The organism is Micromonospora tulbaghiae (assembly GCF_900091605.1).
In the GTDB taxonomy this organism is placed as follows: Bacteria; Actinomycetota; Actinomycetes; order Mycobacteriales; family Micromonosporaceae; genus Micromonospora; species Micromonospora tulbaghiae.
Map to the genome: position 1 here is coordinate 177715 of NZ_FMCQ01000007.1, position 21666 is coordinate 199380.

At 71.4% G+C, this 21666-nt stretch carries 16 protein-coding genes; 6 read left to right on the top strand and 10 right to left on the bottom strand.

Annotated features, from left to right (window positions below; genetic code table 11):
• Nucleotides 1-2 precede the first annotated feature (2 nt).
• Entirely contained in the window at nucleotides 3-1541 is a 1539-nt protein-coding gene (locus GA0070562_RS20965; RefSeq protein ID WP_091424926.1) for a glycoside hydrolase family 43 protein, read from the bottom strand.
• 103 nt (nucleotides 1542-1644) lie between these two features.
• Here GA0070562_RS20965 and GA0070562_RS20970 point away from each other — a divergent pair, with 103 nt between their 5' ends.
• Together GA0070562_RS20970 and GA0070562_RS20975 are read left to right on the top strand one after the other, a co-directional pair.
• The gene (locus GA0070562_RS20970) at nucleotides 1645-3315 is read left to right on the top strand and encodes a CocE/NonD family hydrolase (protein ID WP_175438816.1); all 1671 of its coding nucleotides are present in this window, start codon (nucleotides 1645-1647) and stop codon (nucleotides 3313-3315) included.
• Between the two features lie 67 nt (nucleotides 3316-3382).
• A complete protein-coding gene (locus tag GA0070562_RS20975; RefSeq protein WP_091424931.1) occupies nucleotides 3383-5347 on the top strand; it encodes a right-handed parallel beta-helix repeat-containing protein in 1965 nt (654 codons plus the stop codon).
• Between the two features lie 93 nt (nucleotides 5348-5440).
• Here the strand turns inward: GA0070562_RS20975 and GA0070562_RS20980 are convergent, their stop codons facing one another.
• The 7 genes from GA0070562_RS20980 to GA0070562_RS21010 form a co-directional block, all read right to left on the bottom strand.
• Nucleotides 5441-7843, bottom strand: a complete 2403-nt coding sequence (locus tag GA0070562_RS20980; RefSeq protein ID WP_254663840.1) for a phosphoketolase family protein — start codon at nucleotides 7841-7843, stop codon at nucleotides 5441-5443.
• 135 nt (nucleotides 7844-7978) lie between these two features.
• Nucleotides 7979-8548, bottom strand: a complete 570-nt coding sequence (locus GA0070562_RS20985) for a hypothetical protein (protein WP_091424936.1) — start codon at nucleotides 8546-8548, stop codon at nucleotides 7979-7981.
• A 39-nt stretch (nucleotides 8549-8587) separates the two neighbouring features.
• Nucleotides 8588-11056 (bottom strand): bifunctional acetaldehyde-CoA/alcohol dehydrogenase, encoded by a 2469-nt coding sequence (gene adhE, locus GA0070562_RS20990; protein WP_254663841.1) that lies wholly within the window; start codon nucleotides 11054-11056, stop codon nucleotides 8588-8590.
• A gap of 243 nt (nucleotides 11057-11299) precedes the next feature.
• Nucleotides 11300-12112, bottom strand: coding sequence for an ABC transporter ATP-binding protein (locus GA0070562_RS20995; protein WP_091424938.1), 813 nt, complete (start codon nucleotides 12110-12112; stop codon nucleotides 11300-11302).
• Entirely contained in the window at nucleotides 12105-12920 is an 816-nt protein-coding gene (locus GA0070562_RS21000; RefSeq protein WP_091424940.1) for an ABC transporter permease, read from the bottom strand. Before GA0070562_RS21000 ends, GA0070562_RS20995 begins: the two co-directional genes overlap by 8 nt.
• A complete protein-coding gene (locus GA0070562_RS21005) occupies nucleotides 12917-13687 on the bottom strand; it encodes an ABC transporter permease (RefSeq protein WP_091424942.1) in 771 nt (256 codons plus the stop codon). The genes GA0070562_RS21000 and GA0070562_RS21005 overlap by 4 nt, the downstream gene beginning before the upstream one ends.
• A 7-nt stretch (nucleotides 13688-13694) precedes the next feature.
• Nucleotides 13695-14762: an ABC transporter substrate-binding protein gene (locus tag GA0070562_RS21010; RefSeq protein WP_225853185.1), complete on the bottom strand. Its 1068-nt coding sequence runs from the start codon at nucleotides 14760-14762 to the stop codon at nucleotides 13695-13697.
• 156 nt (nucleotides 14763-14918) lie between these two features.
• On the opposite strand from GA0070562_RS21010, the gene GA0070562_RS21015 reads away from it, so the two are divergent.
• Genes GA0070562_RS21015 through GA0070562_RS21025 form a run of 3 tightly spaced genes read left to right on the top strand, consistent with a single transcriptional unit; the run spans nucleotide 14919 to nucleotide 17106 of the window.
• Nucleotides 14919-16148, top strand: coding sequence for a flavin-dependent oxidoreductase (locus tag GA0070562_RS21015; protein WP_254663850.1), 1230 nt, complete (start codon nucleotides 14919-14921; stop codon nucleotides 16146-16148).
• Complete coding sequence (locus tag GA0070562_RS21020) at nucleotides 16145-16612, top strand: MarR family winged helix-turn-helix transcriptional regulator (protein WP_091424947.1); 468 nt, start codon at nucleotides 16145-16147, stop codon at nucleotides 16610-16612. Before GA0070562_RS21015 ends, GA0070562_RS21020 begins: the two co-directional genes overlap by 4 nt.
• Complete coding sequence (locus GA0070562_RS21025) at nucleotides 16609-17106, top strand: DUF3237 domain-containing protein (protein ID WP_091424950.1); 498 nt, start codon at nucleotides 16609-16611, stop codon at nucleotides 17104-17106. The genes GA0070562_RS21020 and GA0070562_RS21025 overlap by 4 nt, the downstream gene beginning before the upstream one ends.
• A gap of 33 nt (nucleotides 17107-17139) precedes the next feature.
• Here the strand turns inward: GA0070562_RS21025 and GA0070562_RS21030 are convergent, their stop codons facing one another.
• Together GA0070562_RS21030 and GA0070562_RS21035 are read right to left on the bottom strand one after the other, a co-directional pair.
• Nucleotides 17140-18573 carry a class I adenylate-forming enzyme family protein gene (locus GA0070562_RS21030; RefSeq protein WP_091424953.1) on the bottom strand — a complete coding sequence of 478 codons (1434 nt, stop codon included), beginning with the start codon at nucleotides 18571-18573 and terminating at the stop codon, nucleotides 17140-17142.
• On the bottom strand, nucleotides 18563-20107 hold the full coding sequence (locus tag GA0070562_RS21035; protein ID WP_091424956.1) for an NAD(P)-binding domain-containing protein: 1545 nt from the start codon (nucleotides 20105-20107) through the stop codon (nucleotides 18563-18565). Before GA0070562_RS21035 ends, GA0070562_RS21030 begins: the two co-directional genes overlap by 11 nt.
• Before the next feature lie 63 nt (nucleotides 20108-20170).
• Here GA0070562_RS21035 and GA0070562_RS21040 point away from each other — a divergent pair, with 63 nt between their 5' ends.
• Nucleotides 20171-21658, top strand: coding sequence for an aromatic amino acid ammonia-lyase (locus tag GA0070562_RS21040; RefSeq protein WP_091424959.1), 1488 nt, complete (start codon nucleotides 20171-20173; stop codon nucleotides 21656-21658).
• Nucleotides 21659-21666 lie beyond the last annotated feature (8 nt).

Below are 21666 nucleotides of genomic sequence, written 5' to 3' on the forward strand. Positions count from 1 at the left end.
TGTCATCCGGCCGGCCGGTAGTCGAACCAGTCGAATGCGGCGGTTCCCTCGGTGACGTACATGCCGATGACCCGGCCGGTGAACCCGGAGGCGACCTCGGTGGACAGGTAGCGTCCGTCGAGCTCCGCCAGGGACGACCAGCCGTCGCCGGTCTCGACCTCGAACCGGATCGTGTCGCTGCCGGCAGCCGTGACGCCCACGAGGCCCGCCTGTGCGAGATCGTCGGACGAGGTGACGGTCGGGGGCAGCACGTCGGTTGTCCGGGTGCTCAGTGCCACTGTCACCGCCCCCGCCGGCACGGGACACTCCCCGAACACCTGGCGGAACGGCCCGACCCGGCCGATGACCCGAGCCTGCCCCCGCGCGAGTTCCAGGTCGTAGTGGTGGGCCTCGTCGATCCTGATCGTCAGGCCGGCGCGGCCGGAGCCGGGATCGACGCGTGCGCTGACCCGGCAGTCGTGGTGCTGCTGGCGGCGGCCGACGACGGTGGCGCCACTGCGGTCGAGGCTGTCGCCGGTCGCGTGCAGGGTCAGCCAGCCCGGCCGATCGGTCAGCGACCAGGCGGATGCGGGCCGGTCACGGGGAGAGATCCACTGTGCCCCCAGCCGCTCGTCGTCGAAGTCGTCCCGGTCGTCCCACCGGCCCGTCCCCGCCGAGCCGGACCCGCACGAGACGGGATCGACCACCGGCCACCCGTCCACCCAGCGCACCGGCACCAGGAACGTCTCCCGCCCCAGGACGTGGTACGGCGGCCACTGCCCCCTGGGGCGGATGCCCAGCAGGACCATCCACCAGGTGCCGTCGGTGGCCTCGACCATGTCGGCGTGTCCGGTCGCCTGCACCGGCCGGTCGGTGCCGCGATGCGTCAGGATCGGATTTGCCGGCCCGGGCTGGAACGGCCCACGCGGCGAGCGCGCGCGGGCGACGCTCACCGCGTGGCCGGTGTGGGTGCCGCCCTCCGAGACGAGCAGGTACCACCAGTCGCCGACCCGGTACAGATGCGGCGCCTCGGGGTACTGGCCACCCGTTCCCGACCACATCGGCACCGGCCCTTCGAAGACCTCTCCCGTACGCGGGTCGATCCGGTACGACTCGACCCCGGACACCGTCATCCAGCAGTTGCCGTCGTCGTCCCACGCCAGCGACGGGTCCACGTGGGGGAGGTCCAGATAGACCGGATCCGACCACGGGCCGGCGGGATCGGTCGCCGTGACGATCAGGTGCCGGTCGAGCGTGACGTTCGTCGTGACGACCCAGAACCGGTCGTCGTGGTAGCGGATCGTCGGCGCGTAGACGCCCCGCGAGGCAAGCGTGTCGGCGGGCAGCCGGAGTTGACCAGGGCGGTCGAGCACGTTGCCGATCTGGCGCCAGCCGATCAGGTCACGACTGTGGAAGATCGGGACACCGGGGGAGTACTCGAAGCTCGAGCACACGAGGTAGTAGTCGTCACCGGCGCGGCAGATGCTCGGATCGGGCCAGAAGCCCGGGAGGATCGGGTTGCGGTAGCTGAGGGACTCGCCGTACGCGGGCTCCGGTTCCATTTCCGCTCCTTCTCGTACAGGCACGGCATGAGTGTCGATGTCGCGAACCGCGTCGGGCAAGCCGGTCGTATGCCTGATCACCGCCGGAACCGAGGATGAGGTGATGAGGAGCCTGCGCCGCCGACTGTCCGGGCGGCTCCGCCGCGCCCGTCGCCACGCGGCCACGGAGCCTCCGTACGCCTTCACCGTGCGGCGCGGGCTGCGCGTACCGATGGACGACGGCGTCGAGCTGGTCGCCGACCTCTACCTGCCGGCCGGCGTGGTGGAACCGCCGTTGCCCACGATCGTCGTCCGCTCGCCGTACGGCCGGCACGGCTCACTCACGCACGCGCCGGCGCTGGCCGGCGAGGGGTTCACGGTGCTGGTGCAGAGCTGCCGCGGTACGGGCGGCTCCGGTGGCGACTTCCGGCCGCAGCTCGACGAGCAGCGCGACGGCATGGCCACCCACCGGTGGGTACGCCGCCAGCCCTGGTTCACCGGCACCGTCGCGACGTACGGGGAGAGCTACCTCGGCTACACCCAGTGGGCCGTGGCGGGACGGATGTGCCGGGACGACCCCGGGAACGCCCCCGATGCCCTGTGCCTGAACGTCACGATGGCCGACTTCGGCGCGGTCACCTGGAACAACGGCGCCTTCTCGCTGGGCGGCTCGCTGGGCTGGTCGCGCCTGATGGCCCTGCGGGGCATGCGCGGCGCCCTGGTCCGGGCGCGGCTCGCGCGGCGGCCGGACCGGAAGCTGGCCGAAGCCTTCGACGTCCTGCCCCTGTCCCACGGTGACACGGCCGTGGCGGGCCACCCGATCAGCTGGTACCAGGACTGGCTGGCCCACGAGAGGCTCACCGACGACTACTGGACCGGGCAGTCGCACACCGCGTCGGTGCCCGACGTCACCGCACCCGTGTACATGTCCACCGGCTGGTACGACATCTTCCTGCCCTGGCAGTTGCGCAACTACGCCCAGCTGGCCGCCGCCGGTCGCCCGCCGCGGCTCACCATCGGCCCGTGGGGCCACAGCAGCGAGCAGAGCCCGTTCCTCGCCGAGTCGGTCGCGTTCCTCAAGGAACACCTCGCCGGCGCGCCCTCGGTCCGGCCGGCGCCCGTGCGCGCCTTCCTCACCGGCGCGGAGCAGTGGCGCGACCTGCCCGCGTGGCCGCCGAGTACCGCCGCGCAGCGGTGGTACCTGCATCCGGACGGGCTGCTCGACCCGGCCGCCCCCGGCGGGGGCAGCACCCGCTACACCTACGACCCGGACCGGCCCACACCCGCACTCGGTGGCCCCGGCCTGGGCCCGGCCCCCGGGCCGGTCGACAACAGCGGCCACGAACGCCGTACGGACGTGGTCGTCTTCCGCAGTCCGCCGCTGGACCACGCCGTCGTCCTCGCCGGGGAGCCGGTCGCCCGGGTCCGGTTCCGCTCGACGGCAGCCAGCGCGGACGTGTTCATCCGGATCTGCGACGTGCACCCCGACGGCCGCTCGATGACCGTGTGCGACGGCATCCGCCGCATCGGCGGCGTCGGCACCGCGGCGACCGACCCGCGGCCCGACGGCGACGGTTACGTCGAGCTGGACGTGCCGCTGTGGCCGGCGTTCCACCGCTTCGCCGCCCGCCACCGCATCGCTGTGCAGGTCAGCTCCGGTGCGCATCCGCGCTACGCGCGCAATCCCGGCACCGGCGAGCCCGCCGCCACGGCGACCACCACGGTACGGGCGCAGCAGGAGATTTCCCACGACGGCGCCCACCCGTCCGCGATCGACCTGCCGGTGTGGACATGATCGGGCGCGGACGCGCCGGCCGCTGCGCCGAAGGTATCTCAATCAACCGACAAGGAAGGCTCCCCGGATGGCATCCGTATTCCATGTGGCGACCAGCGGTTCGGATCGCGCCGACGGGTGTGCCGAGCGGCCCCTCCGGACGATCAACCGGGCGGCCGGCGTCGCGCAGCCCGGTGACACGGTGGTGGTGCACGCGGGGGAGTACCGCGAATGGGTGAAGCCGCGCTACGGCGGTCTCAGCGACTCCCGCCGCATCACCTACGAGCCGGCGCCCGGCGAGCACGTGGTGATCAAGGGATCGGAACGCGTCACGGGCTGGGAGCCGCTCGGCGGGACGGTATGGCGGGCGGTCGTCGACAACTCGCTGTTCGGCTCGTTCAACCCGTTCGCGCAGGAGGTGGCCGGCGACTGGATCGTGTACCGCGAGGGCGCGCCACGCAGGCACCTCGGCGACGTCTATCTGAACGGCCTGAGCTTCTTCGAGGTGGCGAGCCGGGCGGAGGTCGACGACCCGCCCCGGCGCACCGAGCTCGTCGACGACTGGACCAGGCTGACCCGTCCGGTCGGCGACCCCGACCAGACCCGGCTCGTCTGGTACGCCGAGGTCGGTGAGCGGACGACGATCTGGGCCAACTTCCAGGGCGCCGACCCGAACACGGAGCTGGTGGAGATCAACGTACGCCGCAGCGTCTTCTACCCGGAACAGCCGCACCTGGACTACATCACCGTCCGCGGCTTCGAGCTGGCGCACGCGGCCAGCCCGTGGGCGCCGCCGACCGCCGACCAGCCGGGCCTGATCGGGCCGAACTGGGCGAAGGGGTGGGTGATCGAGGACAACGTGATCCATGACGCCAAGTGCTCGGCGATCTCGATCGGGAAGGAGGGGTCGACCGGGCAGAACCACTCGGCTCTCCGCGGCGACAAGCCGGGCTACCAGTACCAGTTGGAGTCGGTCTTCGCGGCCCGCCGGATCGGGTGGGACCGGGAGCACGTCGGCTCCCACGTGATCCGCCGCAACACGATCTACGACTGCGGCCAGAACGCGATAGTCGGGCACCTCGGATGCGCGTTCTCCACGATCGAGGACAACCACATCCACCGCATCGGCGTGAAGCGCGAGTTCTACGGGTACGAGATCGCCGGCATCAAGCTGCACGCCGCCATCGACGTGGTGATCAGGCACAACCGGATCCACGACTGCTCGCTCGGCACCTGGCTGGACTGGCAGGCCCAGGGCACCCGGCTCTCCCGCAACGTCTACCACGACAACTGCCGGGACCTCTTCGTCGAGGTCAGCCACGGCCCCTACCTGGTCGAGCACAACATCTTCGGCTCGCCCGCCGCGCTGGAGCTGTTCAGCCAGGGGGGTGCCTTCGTCTGCAACCTGATCTGCGGCACCGTGCGGCTGGAGCCGGTGCTGGACCGCGCCACGCCGTACCACCGGCCGCACAGCACCCAGGTCGCCGGGTACGCGGTGATCTACGGCGGCGACGACAGGTACGTGGGGAACCTCTTCGTGGGCGGCGACCCGGGCAGGGCCTACGGAGCGGGCGCGGAGGGCGAGGGGCCGGCGCTGGCCGGCACCGCCGGATACGACGGCCATCCCGCGTCGTTCGAGGAGTACCTGGCCCGCCTCGCCGACCAGCCGCCCAGCGACCAGCAGAAGTACCTCGACGTGCGACAACCGGTGTACGCCCGCGCGAACGCCTACGCCGCAAGCGCCCGGCCGTTCGAGGGTGAGCGGGAGCCCCGGGTGCTGGGCGCCGCGACGGCGACGGTCGTCGTCGAGGGCGACGCGGTCTGGCTCGTCACCGACCTTCCCGAGGCGTTCGACCAGGCACGTGTCGGTGTGGTCACCGGCCGGGACCTGGAGCGGGTCCGGTGCGCCGACGCGGATTTCGAGGAGGCGGACGGCAGCCCCGCCGTCATGGACGTCGACCTCACGGGCGAGCTCCGGCAGCCGGACCGGGACGGCGCCGTGGGCCCGATCGCGGGCCTTGCGTCCGGGGCACGCCGTACGCGCGTCCTCTGACGACGGACCTGCGCGGACGGTGCGGCCACTCCGCGGCCACTCGTCCGAAGGACGAGACGGTGGCGCCGGTCGGCGCCACCGTCCGCATCGGACTCAGCCGCGTGCGGCCCAGTCGCCGAGGGCCCAGTCGCGGACCTCGGGCATGTCCTCCAGGTGCTCCACCACGTACGCCTCGTGGCGGTCGAGCTGACTGCGGCACCACGCCTTGAGGTCCGCCGCACCGCGTGGCAGACGCTTGGCGTTGTTGATGGCGTCCATCACGAGGTGGTACCGCGACGCCTTGTTGCGCACCGTCATGTCGAACGGGGTGGTGGTCGTGCCCTGCTCGATGAAGCCGCGCACGCGGAACCGGTCCGCGTCCGGGCGGCCGTGTACGAGCTGGTGGATCGCGCCGGGGTAGCCGTGGAAGGAGAAGACCACGTCGACGTCGTCGGTGAACAGCTCGGTGAACAGGGTCTCGCTCATGCCGTGCGGGTGGTCCTTTGGCCGGACCAGGGTCATCAGGTTGACCACGTTGACGACGCGCACCTTCAGACCGGGCAGCCGGTCGCGCAGGATCTGCGCCGCCGCGACCGTCTCCATGGTGACGACGTCACCGGCACAGGCGAGGACGATGTCGGGGTCGCTGGTGCCGTCGTCGGTGCCGGCCCACTCCCAGATCCCCGCGCCGCGGGCGCAGTGTTCGATCGCCTCGTCCATGGAGAGGTACTGCAACTGCGGCTGCTTGTCGATGACGATCAGGTTGATGTACGACCGTGACCGGAAGCAGTGGTCGGCCACCGACAGCAGGGTGTTGGCGTCCGGCGGCAGGTAGACCCGGGCGACGTCGCCGCGCTGGGTGAGCACCACCTGGATCAGGCCCGGGCCCTGGTGGGAGAAGCCGTTGTGGTCGTTGCGCCACGCCGTCGAGGTCAGCAGCACGTTGAGGCTCGGCACCTTCGCGCGCCACGGCAGGTGCTTGGCCTCCTGCAGCCACTTGCCGTGCTGCACGGTCTGCGAGGCGCTGACCATGGCGAACGCCTCGTAGGTGGCGAACATGCCGTGCCGGCCGGTCAGGTTGTAGCCCTCCAGCCAACCGTGGCAGTTGTGCTCGCTGAGTACCTCCATGACCCGGCCGTCGCGGCTGACCGCGACGTCGTCCGGCGTCACCCGCTCCATGAAGGCGCGGTCGGAGACGTCGAAGACGCCGCCGAGGCGGTTGCTGTTCGTCTCGTCCGGACAGAACAACCGGAACCGGTCGGCGTTCCGGGCGTAGATGTCGCGCATCATCTCGCCCAGCTTGCGCGTCGACTCGGCCCGCTGCTGCGCCGGCTGGGGCACCTCGATCGCGTAGGAACGGAAGTCCGGCAGGTCCAGGTCCCGGGTGAGCACCCCGCCGTTCGCGTGCGGGCTGGCGCTCATCCGCAGGTCGCCGTCGGGGGCTTGGTCCCGGACCAGTGCCACGGGCGCGCCGGTGGAGTCGAACAGCTCCTCTGGACGGTACGACCTGAGCCAGCGCTCCAGCAGCGCGAGGTGCTCCGGATTGTCCTTGACGCCGGACAGCGGCACCTGGTGGGAGCGCCACGTCCCGGTGACGGTGACCCCGTCGACGGCGTCCGGCCCGGTCCAGCCCTTAGGCGACCGCAGGACGATCAGCGGCCAGGTCGGACGCGTACCGTCCCAGGAGCCGTCACGGGCGGCGGTCTGGATGTCGCGGATCCTCGTCCAGGCGGTGGCCAGGGCGGCGGCGAAGCGGTGGTGCATGCCGGGCAGGTCGGAGCCCTCGACCTCGATGACGTCGTAACCGTGGCCCCGCAGCAGGTGGCGTACCTCCTCGGGGTCCTTGCGCCCCAGCACGGTGGGACCGGAGATCTTGGCGTCGTTGAGGTGCAGGATCGGCAGGACCGCGCCGTCGCGCTTTGGGTTGAGGAAGGACACGCCCTTCCAGGAGCCTTCCAGGGGCCCGGTCTCGGCCTCGCCGTCGCCCACCACCGCGATGGCCAGCAGGTCCGGGTTGTCCATGACCGCGCCGAACGCGTGGACCAGGACGTAGCCCAGCTCACCGCCCTCGTGAATGGAACCCGGGGTGGTCACCGACACGTGCGAGGGGATACCGCCAGGGCTGGAGAACTGCCGGAAAAGGCGCAGCATCCCGGCCTCGTCCTGGCTGACGTCCGGGTAGATCTCGCTGTAGGTGCCCTCCAGGTAGCCGGCGGCCACCAGCGCCGGCCCGCCGTGACCCGGACCGGCCAGGTAGATCGCCTGCTGGCCGGTGTGCCGGATCAGCCGGGAGACGTGCGCGTAGATCAGCGACAGGCCGGGGCTCGTTCCCCAGTGGCCGAGCAGGCGCGGCTTGATGTGTTCAGCCGACAAGGGCTCGCGCAGCAGCGGGTTGCCCTGCAGGTAGATCTGACCGATGGTCAGGTAGTTGTTCGCCCGCCACCACGCGTCCAGACGGGCGAGTTCGGTGTCGTCGAGTTCGGCGAGCGTACGGAGTTCGGATTCGACCGCGGTCACCGTGCTTCCTTCCACTGATCTCGTCTTGTCCGGACCCAGCCTAGGCCCGGCGGCGCCCGGCCGCGGGGGGCCGCAGGCCGGAAGCCGCGGGACCTTCGGCCCTCGCCGGCGACCGCCGCGCACTGCCGGGCACATTCATGACGTTCGTTCCGCGCGCTGCTTGATACCCAGCAGCATCCGGCGCTCCATGACCAGACTGCCCGGTTCCATCACCATTCGATACGCGGCCCGGCCCGGCCCCGGACGCTCGGCCAGGGAGATCCGGTTGCGGCTGATCAGCCGGGTGCCCGCGCCGTACCGTCGCAGGTGGAAGCCCCACACCCAGGCGCCGTCGGCGGACCGGAACACCAGCGTCCGGCGGGGGTCGAGGATCTCGACCCGCATGGCCGGCCCGTTCCTGCCGAGCGGTAGTTCGTCGCCGCCGGCGAGCTGCTGGAACTGCGGCAGGATCCGGTCGGCGCTGTGCATGTCGAGCCCGAACAGGTTCTCGATCCAGTCGTATGTGTAGGCGCCACCGCGACCGCTGCCCATCTGCACGAGCCAGGGCCAGACCGCCTCGGGTGGCGCGTCGACGGTGACCGCGCGGGTGGAGACGATGTCCGGATCGGCGAGGAACTCGTCACCGGGCAGCGTCGCGTCCACCTCGGCCGCCGTGGCTCCCCAGGTGAGCCACCGCCTGGGCCGTCGGAGCACTGTTCCGTTCATGACCTCTCCCTCCTGGACGAAGCGGCGGTCACCGCCGCGTCAGCCGGCGGTCGCCGGTCCGTGGTACGCGGCGCGCATCAGCTCCTGCATGTCGCCGAGCATCGGCATCCGGGGGTTGGCCGGGGCGCACTGGTCCTCGTACGCGTTCAGCGCCTGTTGCGGCAGCGCGGCAAGGAAGGCCCGCTCGTCCACGCCGACTGCCGCGAACGACGGCTCGATGCCGACCTCGTCGCGCAGGCGCTCGATCGCCGTGGCCAGGGCTTCCACCGCTTCGGCGTCGGTCGCGGCGGGGAGCCCGAGGGTACGGGCGATGTCGGCGAAGCGTTGCGGCGCCCGGTAGGTCTCGTACCTGGGCCAGCCCGTGAGCTTGCCCGGCACGGTGCCGTTGTACCTGATGACGTGCGGGAGCAGGATCGCGTTGGTGCGCCCGTGTGCGACGTGGAAGGTGGCACCCAGGGTGTGCGACATGGCGTGCACGATGCCGAGGAAGGCGCTGCCGAACGCCATGCCGGCAATCGTCCCGGCGTTGTGCATCTTCTCGCGGGCCACCGGGTCCGCGGCGCCCTGGTGGACGGCCCGGGCGAGGTTGCCGAAGATGAGCCGGACGGCGTGCAGAGCCAGGCCGTCGGTGAAGTCGTTGGCGTAGACGGACACGTACGACTCGATCGCGTGGGTGAGCGCGTCGAAGCCGCTGTCCGCGGTGACCACCGCCGGCAGGTCGGCGGCCAGGACCGGGTCGACGATCGCCACGCTCGGCGTGAGGGCGTAGTCGGCGAGCGGGTACTTCTTACCGGACGCGGTGTCGGTGATGACCGCGAACGGGGTGACCTCGGCTCCGGTGCCGGAGGTGGTCGGGATGCAGACGAGCTGGGCCAGCGCGCCGAGGGTGGGGAACTTGAAGGCGCGTTTGCGGATGTCGAAGAACTTCTCCCGCAGATCGGCGAAGACCACCTCGGGGTGCTCGTAGCACAGCCACATCACCTTGGCGGCGTCCATCGCCGAACCCCCGCCGAGCGCGATGATGGTGTCCGGGCGGAACGAGCGCATCGACTCGGCGCCCCGGTCGACCGTGCGCACGCTGGGCTCCGGCTCGACGTCGTCGATGATCTGCAGGGCCACCTGCTCGCGGCGGCGGTGCAGCACGGACAGCACGCGGTCCACGTACCCCAGTCTGGTCATGGTGTGGTCGGTCACCACGGTGACCCGGTGCACGTCGGGCATGTCGGCGAGGTAGCGGATCGCGTTCGGCTCGAAGTAGATCTTCGGCGGAACCTTGAACCACTGCAGGTTGTTCGTCCGCCGGGCCACCCGCTTGATGTTGATGAGGTCGACCGCAGTGACGTTGTGCGACACCGAGTTGTGGCCGTAGCTTCCGCAGCCCAGCGTCAGCGACGGCAGGAAGGCGTTGTACATGTCGCCGATGCCGCCCTGGGAGGCCGGTGCGTTCCAGATGATCCGGACGGCCTTGACCCGGCGGCCGTACGCCTCGGCCAGGTCGGCGTCCCGCGTGTGGATGACGGCGCTGTGACCCAGACCGTCGAACTCGACCATCTGCTCGGCGTACCCGAAGGCCTGGTCGTGACCGGTGGCGGGCAGCAGGGCGAGCACCGGGCAGAGCTTCTCCCGGGTCAGCGGCTCGGTCGGGCCGACCCGGTCGACCGGGACCAGGATGATCGAGGTGTCCGGGGCGACCGGGAAGCCGGCGTGCTCGGCGATCCACGTCACCGGCTGCCCGACCACGTCCGGGTTGAGCTTCCCGGAGCCGAAGAGCAGCTTCTCCAGCAGCGACTTCTCCTCCGGCGTCGCGATGTGGGCGTGCAGTAGCCGGAACTCGGCGAGGGCCGCCGGCCGGATCGCGTCGTCGATGACGACCGCCTGCTCGGAGGCGCAGATCATGCCGTTGTCGAACGCCTTGGACAGCACCACGTCATTGACGGCGCGGGCCACGTCGGCCGACGCCTCGATGTACGCGGGGACGTTGCCGGCGCCGACACCGAGCGCCGGTTTGCCGGTGGAGTAGGCGGCCCGCACCATCGCGTTGCCACCGGTCGCCAGGACCACCGAGACCGCGGGATGCCGCATCAGCTCGTTCGTCGCGGCCACCGACGGCTCGTCGATCCACTGGATGCAGTGCTCCGGCGCTCCGGCGGCGACGGCGGCGTCGCGGACCGTGCGGGCCGCCTCCGCGCTGCAGCGCTGCGCCGCCGGGTGGAAGGCGAAAATCACCGGGTTGCGGGTCTTGAGGGCCAGCAGCGCCTTGAAGATGGTGGTCGAGGTCGGGTTCGTCACGGGCGTCACCGCGGCCACCACGCCCACCGGCTCGGCGATCTGGGTGATGCCCGTGATGTCGTCCTGCGCGATCACGCCGACGGTACGGATGTCGGCCATGTGGTTGGTGACGTGCTCGCAGGCGAAGATGTTCTTCACCGCCTTGTCCTCGAACACGCCTCGGCCGGTCTCCTCGACCGCCAGCATCGCGAGTTCGGCGTGCCGGCCGAGCGCGGCCACCGACGCCTTTTCACGATCTCGTCGATCTGTTCCTGGCCGTAGGAGTCGTAGCGGGCCAGCGCCGTGAGGCCGTTCTCCACCAGGGTGCCGATCATGCTTCCGCCCTCCATCGGTCCGTCACCCCGAACATAGATCTGCGGCGATCGATGCGGGCATGGCCGATGGACCCGCGAGGACGGGACCACCGGCCCGCGCCCGTACGCGTGGGCTACGTGACCCTGTGCCGGGACCGGCGAGGCACAGTCACGGCGCCGGCCGCGGCGCCGCGATCGGCCCGCGCTTGGCCCGCTGGATCTGCTCGTAGACGCGGGTCCGCAGTTCGGTGAACCGGGGCAGAGCCCGGGTGGTGAGCTGATCGCGCTCCCGCGGGAGGTCGATCACGAGGTCCTCCTGCACCCGGGTCGGTGCGTTCGACAGGACGAGCACGCGCTGGCCCAGATACACCGACTCGTCGATGTCGTGCGTCACGAACACGGTGGAGATGCCACGGGTCAGGTGCAGTTCGCGGACGAGGTCCTCCAGGTCCGCGCGGGTCTGCGCGTCCACGGCGGCGAACGGCTCGTCCATGATCAGCACGTCCGGCTGGTACGCGATGGCGCGGGCGATCGCCACCCGCTGCTGCATCCCGCCGGAGAGCTGCCACGGATGGCTGCGCGCCGACTGCGGCAGGCCGACCGCGTCGAGGGCGTCGGCGACCGCCCGGGCACGTTCGGCGCGGGACAGCTTCTTGTGGCGAAGCGGCAGCTCCACGTTGCCCCGGACCGTCAGCCACGGATACAGGCTGCGGCCGTACTCCTGGAAGACCACCGCCATCGCCGGGCTCGGGCCCGTCACCGGCGATCCCTCCATCTCGACGAGGCCGCTGGTGGGCCGGAGCAGCCCGGCCAGGCATTTCAGGAGCGTGGTCTTCCCGCAGCCCGAGGGTCCGACGATGCAGAGCAGTTCGCCGGGATCCATCGTGAAGCTGAGATCCCCGATCGCCTCGACCTCGCCCCGGCCGGACGCGTACACCTTCCGCAGGTGCTCGACCCTCAGCAGGGGGCTCCCGTCAGCCACGGTTGACCTCCTTCATTCCGTGGTACCAGCGCAGGACGCGGCGTTCGACGACACCGAAGGCCACGGCGAGGAAGACGCCGATGAGGCCGAGCAGCAGGATGCCGCTCCACATCTCGGCGATGAGGTAGTTCCGCTGGAAGTAGGCGATCCGGTAGCCGAGACCGGCGGACGACGCGAACATCTCCGAGATGACCATGAGGATCAGGGCCACCGAGAGCGCCTGCCGTACGCCGGTCATGATGCGCGGACTCGCCGCCGGGAGGATCAGCAGCCACAGCCGGTCCCACCGGGAGATCCGGAACGAGTGCGCGGTCTCCATCATCACGCTGTCGGTCGCCCGGACGCCCTCGATAGTGTTCAGCAGGATCGGCCAGATCGCGCCGGACACGATGACGACGACCTTCATGGTGTCGGTGATGCCGAGCAGCAGCATGGCGACCGGAATCAGCACCGGTGGCGGAATCGCGCGGAAGAACTCCAGCAGTGGTTCGAGGATCTCGCGTAACGGGCGGAGCCGGCCGATGACGACGCCGGCGGCGACGCCGAGGAGGACCGACGCGAACAGGCCGATCAGGAGCCGGTACAGGCTCGGCAGGACGTCGTCGACGAACGCCGGGCCGATCCAGGTCTGCCGGAACGCGTCGAGGAGGGCGCGGGGGCCGACGAGGAAACGGTTCGTCGACCGGGTGGACCAGACGGCCCAGAGCCCCACGGCCAGGACGGGAAGCCCGACCGCGAACAGCACGTTCTCGGCGACCCGGACGCCCAGGTCGCGGGGACGGGCCCGGCCCGCGCCGAGGGCGGTCACCGGGCCGCCTCGTCGGCGAGCACCGACTGGTGCCAGGCCAGCGAGCGGCGTTCGACGAAGCGGAACACGACGTTCACCAGCAGGCCGAGGACCCCGGTGACCACGACGAGGCCGTACAGGCCGACGGCGTCCCCGGAGGAGCGGGACAGCTCGATCATGCGCCCGATGCCCGGGTTGCCGATCACCATCTCCGCGGTGACGGCCAGGATGAGTGCGACGGCCGCGCCGAGGCGCAGCCCGGTCATCAGGTACGGCAGGGCGGTCGGAAGGACGAGGTAGCGCAGCCGCTCGGCGCGGGTGAGGCCGAAGCTCCGCGCGGTGTCCCGGGCGACGGTGTCGACGTCGGCGACGCCGTAGATCACCTGCACGAACACCTGCCAGAACGCCGCGTAGACGATGATGACGAGCGCGGCGCGCATCTGCAGGCCGAACATCAGCACGGCGAGGGGGATCAGCGCGACCGACGGCACCGGCCGCAGGAACTCGACTGTCGTGTGCGTCGCGCGACGCAGGAACGGCACCATCCCGACCACGGTCCCCAGCGCGAGGGCCGCGAGCGTCGCCAGTGTCAGGCCGATCGCCCAGGACGTCATGGTGAGCCGGAGCCGCCGCCAGAACGCCAGGTCGCGGACCTCCTGGAACAGCCACCCGAACACGTCCGTCGCGTACGGCAGGTCGTGGGGGTCGGCCAGCCCCAGTGTCGGGATCAGTTGCCAGACGACGAGGAACCCCAGCAGACCGGCGGCGCCCAGCAGGATCTTGCGCATCGGCCGGCTACTGCTGCTGGATGAGGCGGTCGAAGTCGGGTCGCCGGTCGAGGACGCGGTACTTCTGGGCCAGCGTCGCCAGTTGCTCCAGGCCGGCCCGGTCGAGCTCCCACCCGAACGCCGGGAGCCGTACCGAGTCCGCCACCGGCTCCGGAAGCTCGAGGTTGTCCTTGATGGCCTGTCGGAGGTCCTTCTCGTTCGCCGGATCCTTGGCCCAGGTGAGCGTCTTCTTCATCGCCGCCGAGAAGTCCGCGACCAGCTCGGCGTCGGAGTCCCTCAGCTTGCTCGACGTGATCGTCGTCAGGGTGGTGAGCCCGGGCACGGTGGCCTGGTACGGGGCGACAACGAGAACGTCACCGCGCTTGCGCATCTGGGTGATGAACGGCTCGGTCACCCAGGCGGCGTCGATGTTGCCGGCCGCGAGCTGGGCCGGCGCGTCCGGGAAGGCCACCTCGACGAACTTCACCTTGGCGGGATCGCCGCCGTCCTTCTCGACCGCCGCCATGATCGTGACGTCGCCGGCCGCGCCCAGGCTGTTGACCGACACCTTGCGCCCCGCGAGCTGGGCCGGCCGGGTGATGCCGGACTTCGCCGACGCGACCACGGCGTTGATGTCGTCACCGTCGGCATAGGACGACGCGTAGTTCCCGATGATCACCACACCGAGGTTCTGCAGGTCGGCACGGAACGGGCCGAACGGCTGACCGATGGCGAAGTCGATGTCGCCGTTGATCAGCGCCGGGATGGCCTGTGCGCCGCCCTGTGCGGGCACCACCTCCACGTCGAGCCCCTGCTCCCGGAAGATGCCCGCCTTGATGCCACCCCACAGCGCGGCGGTCTCGCTGATCGGCAGCGCCGCCACGCGGACCTTCCGCAGGTCGCCGCTCGCCCCGGGGGACGGATCGGTGGCGTCGGAGTCCGTACAGCCGGTCAGGGCGATCGTGAGGCCGGCGAGAACAGCGAGGGCGGTGACCTTCTTCATGGACGAGCCCTTCCGTGCGAAGCGCTGGTGCATCCGGAGGAGTGAGGGCCGGCGAGGAGAGGTGAACCATCCGACCGCGTCGATCAGCGTCATGCAGAGATGATTGATTGTCAAGAATTCCGATAAGGCGAATCGCAATGCGGGACGAGTGGTCGGCCTCGATGTAAATACGTCTTGACGCGTGACGATTTTGTGACCAAACTGTGTGGTTGGTGGTGCGGCGGCGGAGGGAGCGACGACTTGGCGATCGTGATCGTGGGCGCTGGTATCGGTGGCCTCACCACCGCGCTCAGCCTGCATCGGGCCGGCTTCCGGGACATCGCCGTCTACGAGCGCGCCGCCGCGCTGCGCCCACTCGGCGTCGGGATCAATCTGCTTCCGCACGCCGTCCGAGAGCTGACCGAATTGGGTCTCGGTGAACGCGTGGAAAGGCTCGGCGCCGCCCCCGGCACATTGGCGTACTACAACCGGCACGGTCAGCAGATCTGGAGCGAACCCCGCGGGCTGGACGCCAGATATCGCTGGCCGCAGCTTTCCGTGCACCGCGGCCGGTTCCAGATGGAACTGCTCACCGCCGTGCGGGAACGGCTGGGGGCCGACGCGGTGCGCACCGGGCACCGGCTCGTCGGCGTCCGGGACGGCGTCGCCCGCTTCGAGACCGCAGCGGGGGAGGCGAGCGTCGCGGGCGACCTGATCGTCGGAGCGGACGGCATCCACTCCGAGCTGCGCCGGCACCATCAGCCCGGCGAGGGGCCGCCGATCTGGAACGGGCTGACACTGTGGCGGGGCACCGCTCGGGCGCCCGGATTCCTGGACGGGCGAACCATGATCATGGCAGGGGACGCGGAGCAGAAGTTCGTCGCGTACCCGATCGGCGCCGGCCTGATCAATGTCGTCGCGGAGCGGCGCGGGCCCGGTTTCGCCGGGCCGAACGCGGACTGGAACCGGGCGGTCGACCCCGCGCCGGTCGTCGCGCTCTTCGCGGGCTGGCGTTTCCCGTGGCTCGACGTGCCGGAACTGCTGGCCGCCGCCGACGAGATCCTCGAATACCCCATGGTGGACCGCGACCCGATCGACACGTGGACCCACGGGAACACCACGCTGCTCGGCGACGCGGCGCACCCGATGTATCCGAACGGCTCCAACGGGGCGTCGCAGGCGATCCTGGACGCGCGTACCCTCGCCTTCCACCTCGCCACCGCGCCGACGGTCGGGCAGGCGCTCGGCGCCTACGAGGCGGATCGGCGTCCGGCGACCACAGCGCTCGTGTTGAGCAACCGGCGGCAGGGCCCGGAACAGGTGATGGTGCTCGCCCGCGAGCGCGCGCCGGACGGGTTCGACCACATCCACGACATCATTCCGCCGGAGGAGCTCACCGAGATCGCCACCGGGTACAAGAAGGCGGCCGGCTTCCTGCCCGCCGACCTCAACGAACGGGCCTCCCTGACGCCGACGGTCTTCTCGGGCGTCCTGCCGTGACCGGCTCGGAAGCGACCGAGCTGGACGCCGCGCGACTGGCGTCGGTGATCTCACCGCTGCGCCGCACGCTGCTCGCCGCCGCCCGGGCCGCCGAGCACCTGCCGGAGATCCCGGACGCGCAGATCGAGATCGTGCGGGCCCTGCCCCGGGGCACCGTCTCCGGTCCCGGTGAGCTGGCCGAACGGCTCCGCCTGAGCCGCTCGACGGTCAGCAACCTGCTCACCACGATGGAGGGCAAGGGTCTCGTCGAGCGCCGTCCCCGTCCCGGCAACCACCGCCACGTCGACGTCCTCGCCACCCCGAAGGCCCTCGACCTGTTCGACCGCTTCGACCTCGCGAGCGGAGACCTGGTCGCCCGCGCCGCGGCCACCCTGCCCGCGGCGGACCGGGCGGCCCTCGCCGCCGCGGTGCCCGCGCTGGAACGCCTGCGCGACGCCCTCGCACAGACCAAGGACACCCCATGAGTACGCGCCGACCCGCCGGTCCGGGGCCGTTGCGCGCCTTACCGGTTCCCGGTCTGGAGGCCGCGTTCGAGGTGGAGGCCCGGCTCGGCGCGCTGGAGGACCACGGGACGACCCGCGCGGGCCACCGTCGCGTCGTGCCGATCGTCGGCGGCCGGGTCACCGGCCTGTTCGAGGCCGACATCCTTCCCGGCGGTGCCGACTGGCAGGTGGTCCGCCCCGACGGCGCGATCGAGATCGACACGCGCTACTCGGCGCGCACCGCGGACGGCGGTCACGTCTACATCCGGACGTTCGGCGTCCGCAGCGGACGCCCGGAGGTCCTCGACGCGCTGCTGCGCGGCGAGGAGGTCGACCCGGCCGAGTACTACTTCCGGCTGGGCGTACGACTGGAGACGTCGGTGCCCGCGCTGGCCGTGCTGGAGCAGTGCGTCTTCGTGGCGTCGGCGATCCGCGAGGCCGACCGGGTGCGCTACACCGCCTACCGCGTCACGTAGGTGTGAGCCGGCACCGCGCGAGGATCCGGCGGCTCACCTGATCGTCATGTAGGCCAGGGCACGCTTGTCCGGCTTACCGCTCGGCGCCACCGGAACCCGCTCGATCGGCTGGATGCTCTGCGGGACCGACGCCTCGCCCAGCGCCTCCGCCACCACCGCACGCAGCCGCCCGGCGTCCGGCACGCAACCGGCGGCCGGCACCACGTACGCGTGCACCGCCTCCCCGGTCACGTCGTCGGGACGGCCGACGACGTACGCCTCGGCGACAGTGGGGTCCGCGGCGAGGATCCGCTCGATCGGGCCGGCGTACACCAGGTTGGCCTGCACGATGACGACGTCCCGGATCCGGCCGAGCAGGTGCAGGTAGCCGTCGCCGTCCAGCCGGGCCAGGTCGCGGGTGCGGACCCAGCCGTCCACGAACACCTCGGCGGTCTCGACCGGATCGTTCCAGTAGGCGGCCGACTGCGCCGGTGTCCGGACGAACAGTTCCCCCTCGGAGGCGGGACGGCCGTCGGCGTCCCGGATGGACAGCGTGGTCACCGGGGGAGGCCGGCCGACCGAGGCGAGCGCGGCCGGGGACGCCAGCATCTCGGCCGGCGTCACCATTGTGATCATGCCGGTCTCGGTCTGGCCGTAGCCGTGGAAGACGACGGGGCCGAGCACGTCGAGCGCCTCGGCGAGCCGGCCCGGTGGGAGCGGGGAGCCGGAGACCAGCAGGGCCCGCAGGCTGCTCAGGTCGGCCGGATCGGTGCGCTGGTCCCGCACGAGCTGGTTCAGCTTGCCCACGGTGATCACGCTCGCGGTCGCCCGGTGCCGGGCGATCATTCCCGGGAAACCGGCGGGCCGGGCCGCGACCAGGGTGCCACCGGCGGCCAGGGTGAGGATGCCGTACTCCAGCATCACCTGGCTGCTGAGCGAACCGAAGACGAGATAGCGCTGGAGCCGGGTGGCGAGGTCCGCGACCGCCGGCGGCCAGCGATCCGGGTACGGCGCCCAGGCCGCGCTCATCGCCGCGTACGTCTGCGCGCAGCCCTTCGGGCTGCCGGTGCTGCCGCTGGTCCAGATGATCCGGGCGACGTCGTCCGGGCGTCCGGCGGCGATCAGCGGCCTTCCGTCGTCGGGGGTCCGCGCCAGCTCGGCCGCCCGCGCGTCGTCGACCAGCAGCGTGGTGCCGCCGAGCTGCCAGGCGCGGTGCGCCGGGCTCAGGTCGGGGCGGATCCCGGAGACCCGGGCGCCGACCGCGAACGCCGCGATGATCGTCGCGAACGCCTCCGCGGTGACGCCGAGCCGCAGGGCCACCCCGACGCCGGGGCCGGCGCCGGCGGCCCGGAGGCCGGCGGTGATGCGACGGACCATCCGGTACAGCTGGGCGGTGGTGACGATCCGGTCGCCCTCCTCGAAGACCGGCCGGTCGTCGCCGGCGGCGAGCAGGTCCAGCACGGGCTGGGGCCAGACCTCAGCCGGCATCGGAGAGGACGCCCTTGACGAAGAGCACGAGCGGCTGGTGGTGGACGTCCGGCAGGTTCCAGTGGTTCTCCAGGTTCTCCGCGAGGTGGTGCACCGCGACGACCCGGCCGCCGCGGTGCACCCGGACGACCGGGTGCAGGTAGCTGGCGTCGTGCGCGTGCGCGGCGTCGTTCTCGGCGATCCGCGGCACCGTGATGTCGAAGGGGTCGACCTGGTCGTGGTCCGGCCCGTACTCCAGGGTGACCACGAACGCGAACGGTTCCGGGCCCAGGCCGCCGTCGTGCAGGTACGCGACCGGCACCTCCTCGTGGTACCGCGCGGTGTCGCCGGAGACGACGACGACGTCGCCGAGGACGGCGAACTGCTGCCACAGCGCCGAGGTGCGGTTGATCCGGGCGATGATCGCGTCGGTGATCGCCTCCGGGGTGACCTCCAGTGGCGCGGCCGGCCAGGCCGTGTCGTGGTGGCGGGCGTCGAGGATCCGGTGCAGGGCCCGCACGCCGTACCGGAAGCCGTGGATGAACCCGTTGGTCGAGCGCTTGAAGTCGCGCTGCTGGGTGAGGGTGCCGGCGAAGTACAGGCCGGGGACGTTCACCGACTCGTACGCCGAGGTCTGCTCGGGGAAGCGGTCGTTGATGACGAGCCGGGGCCGGGCGGACGGGTCGAAGATGCTCGCGTCGAACCGGAATCCGGTGCAGAGGATCACCCGGTCGTAGTCGATCTGCCGGATCGCCTCGACCGTGCGGGCGTACCGGAAGTCGATCCGGTAGCCGCCGTCGTCGCGCCGGGCGATCCGTTCCACGGTGCCGTCGAGGACCGCGTTCTGCGACTTGAGCTGGTACGTGTCGAGGAAGTTGTTGTTCACCGCACGCAGGTGCCCGACGTAGTGCGACTGCCACGCCAGCTTGACCGAGTGCGGGCCGGCGACGTGGATGACGGCTGCGGTCTCGACGAGCGCGTCAGCGGTCTCGAAGGTGGAGTTGCCCTTGCCGATGATGAGGACGCGCTGGTCGGTGAAGTCGTCCGGGTCGACGCTGACGGTGTCGTACCGTTCGGCGAGTTCGGCGCCGTCGATCGGCGGGACGTACAGCTGGGACACGCCGGTGGCGACGACGACGCGGCGGGCGGTGAGGGTGTCGTCGCCGGCGTGGACGGTGAACAGGTCGCCGTCGCGCGCGACCCGGGTGACCCGGGTGTCGTACCTGACCCGCAGGCCGCGGGCGAAGTCCGCGAGGTAGCGCACCAGGTCCGCGGCGTCCGGGAAGTAGCGCCGGCTGTAGTTCTTGAACAGCAGCGCCGGATCGTCGGTGAGCAGTGAGTTCCAGTCCGCGCGCAGGTTGAACTCCGGGTCGTCGGAGCCGGTCCAGACCTTGTTGATCGAGATGAGTTGCCGGTGCCGGGGATAGGTGGTGAAGAACGTGCCCGGCGTCGGGCCGGCCTCCAGGACCAGATGGTCGCGGCCGTCGCGCTCGAGCAGGTGAGCGAGCTGCAACCCGGCCGGTCCGGCTCCGATGATCAGATAGTCGAGCGTCATGCGCCGCAACGTAGCGACTCGATCTCAGAGCGTTCTGAGAATTCGTCTCTAGGGTCCGATCGCATGACGACAGAGGTGGACCTCGATGTCCCACTGCGGATCGCGGATCTCCGCGCCGCCCGTGACCCGATCAAAGTCGTGGTCGGACCGCAGGTCCGCGACCGGGTCACGGCCGCCCGTACGTTCCTGTCCGCGGTGCTCGGCGGCGACCGCGCGGTGTACGGCGCCACCACCGGCTTCGGCGCCCTCGTCGGGTACGCGGGCCGCGCCGACCTGCGCGACCAGGCCGACAACACGCTCGCCCACCTCGGCGCCGGTCAGGGCCCGGACCTCGACCCGGAGGTGGTCCGCGCGACGCTGCTGCTGCGGGCCGGTTCACTGGCCCGCGGCGCGTCGGGCGTGTCCCCGCACGTGATCGACGCCCTCGCGGCGGTGCTCGCGACCACCTTCGTCCCCGCGATGCCCCGGCTGGGCTCGGTCGGCGCCAGCGGTGACCTGATTCCGCTCGGCGCGGCAGCCCAGGCGTTACGGGGTCGCGGCCACGCCTACCTGGACGGGGTACGGATGCCCGCGGCCGAGGCGCTGAAGCTGGCCGGGCTCGAACCGCTGCCGCTGGACGGCCGGGACGCGCTCGCCCTGGTCAACGGCACATCCCTGACCACAACGGCGACAGCGCTGGCGCTGCACGCGGCCCGCGCCGCACACCGGGCGGTCCAGGTGCTCACCTGCCTGCTCGCCGATCTGCTCGGCAGCGACACGCAGTTCCTCGACGCCCGGCTGCTGGCCGCGTACGGCCATCCGGGCGCGATCGACGTGGGCGCGCGGATGCGGCGGATCAGCGACGGACTCGTCGCGTCGGGCGGGCGTCCGCTGCAGGAGCCGTACAGCATCCGCTGCACGCCGCAACTGCTCGGCGCGGCCGAGGATGCCCTGCGCCACGTCGACGCCGTGGTGGCGGCCGACCTCGCGAGCGTCACCGACAACCCGCTGTTCTTCCCCGACGACGACCTCGTGGTGCACGGCGGCAACTTCTTCGGGCAGCCGGCCGCGTTCGCCGCCGACGTGCTGTCGATGGTCGTGGCGCAGGTCGGCAACCTCGCCGAACGGCAACTGGATCTGCTCGTCGACCCGAACCGCAACGGCGGCCTGCCGCCGATGCTGGCCGCCGGCCCGGGACAGCAGCACGGGCTCCAGGGCGTGCAACTGGCGGCGACCGCGCTGGTCACCGAGATCCGCCGGGACACCATGCCCGCGAGCATGCAGAGCGTGCCGACCAACCTGCACAACCAGGACGTCGTCCCGCTCGGCACCCAGGCCGCGCTGCGGGCGCTGGACCAGGCCCGGCTGCTGCATCTCGTCGTCGGGTCGCTCGCGCTGGGGCTGCGCCAGGCGGCGTACGTGGGTGCGCGTACGCCGACCGCGTCCGGCTGCGCCGGGGCGCTCGCCGCGGTGGCCGCGGCCGTACCGCCGGTCGACCCGGACCGGCCGCTTGACGGTGACGTGCGCCGCGCGGCCGACGTGATCGCGGATTTCTCCGTTTCTTTCTCCTGAGAGTGGGC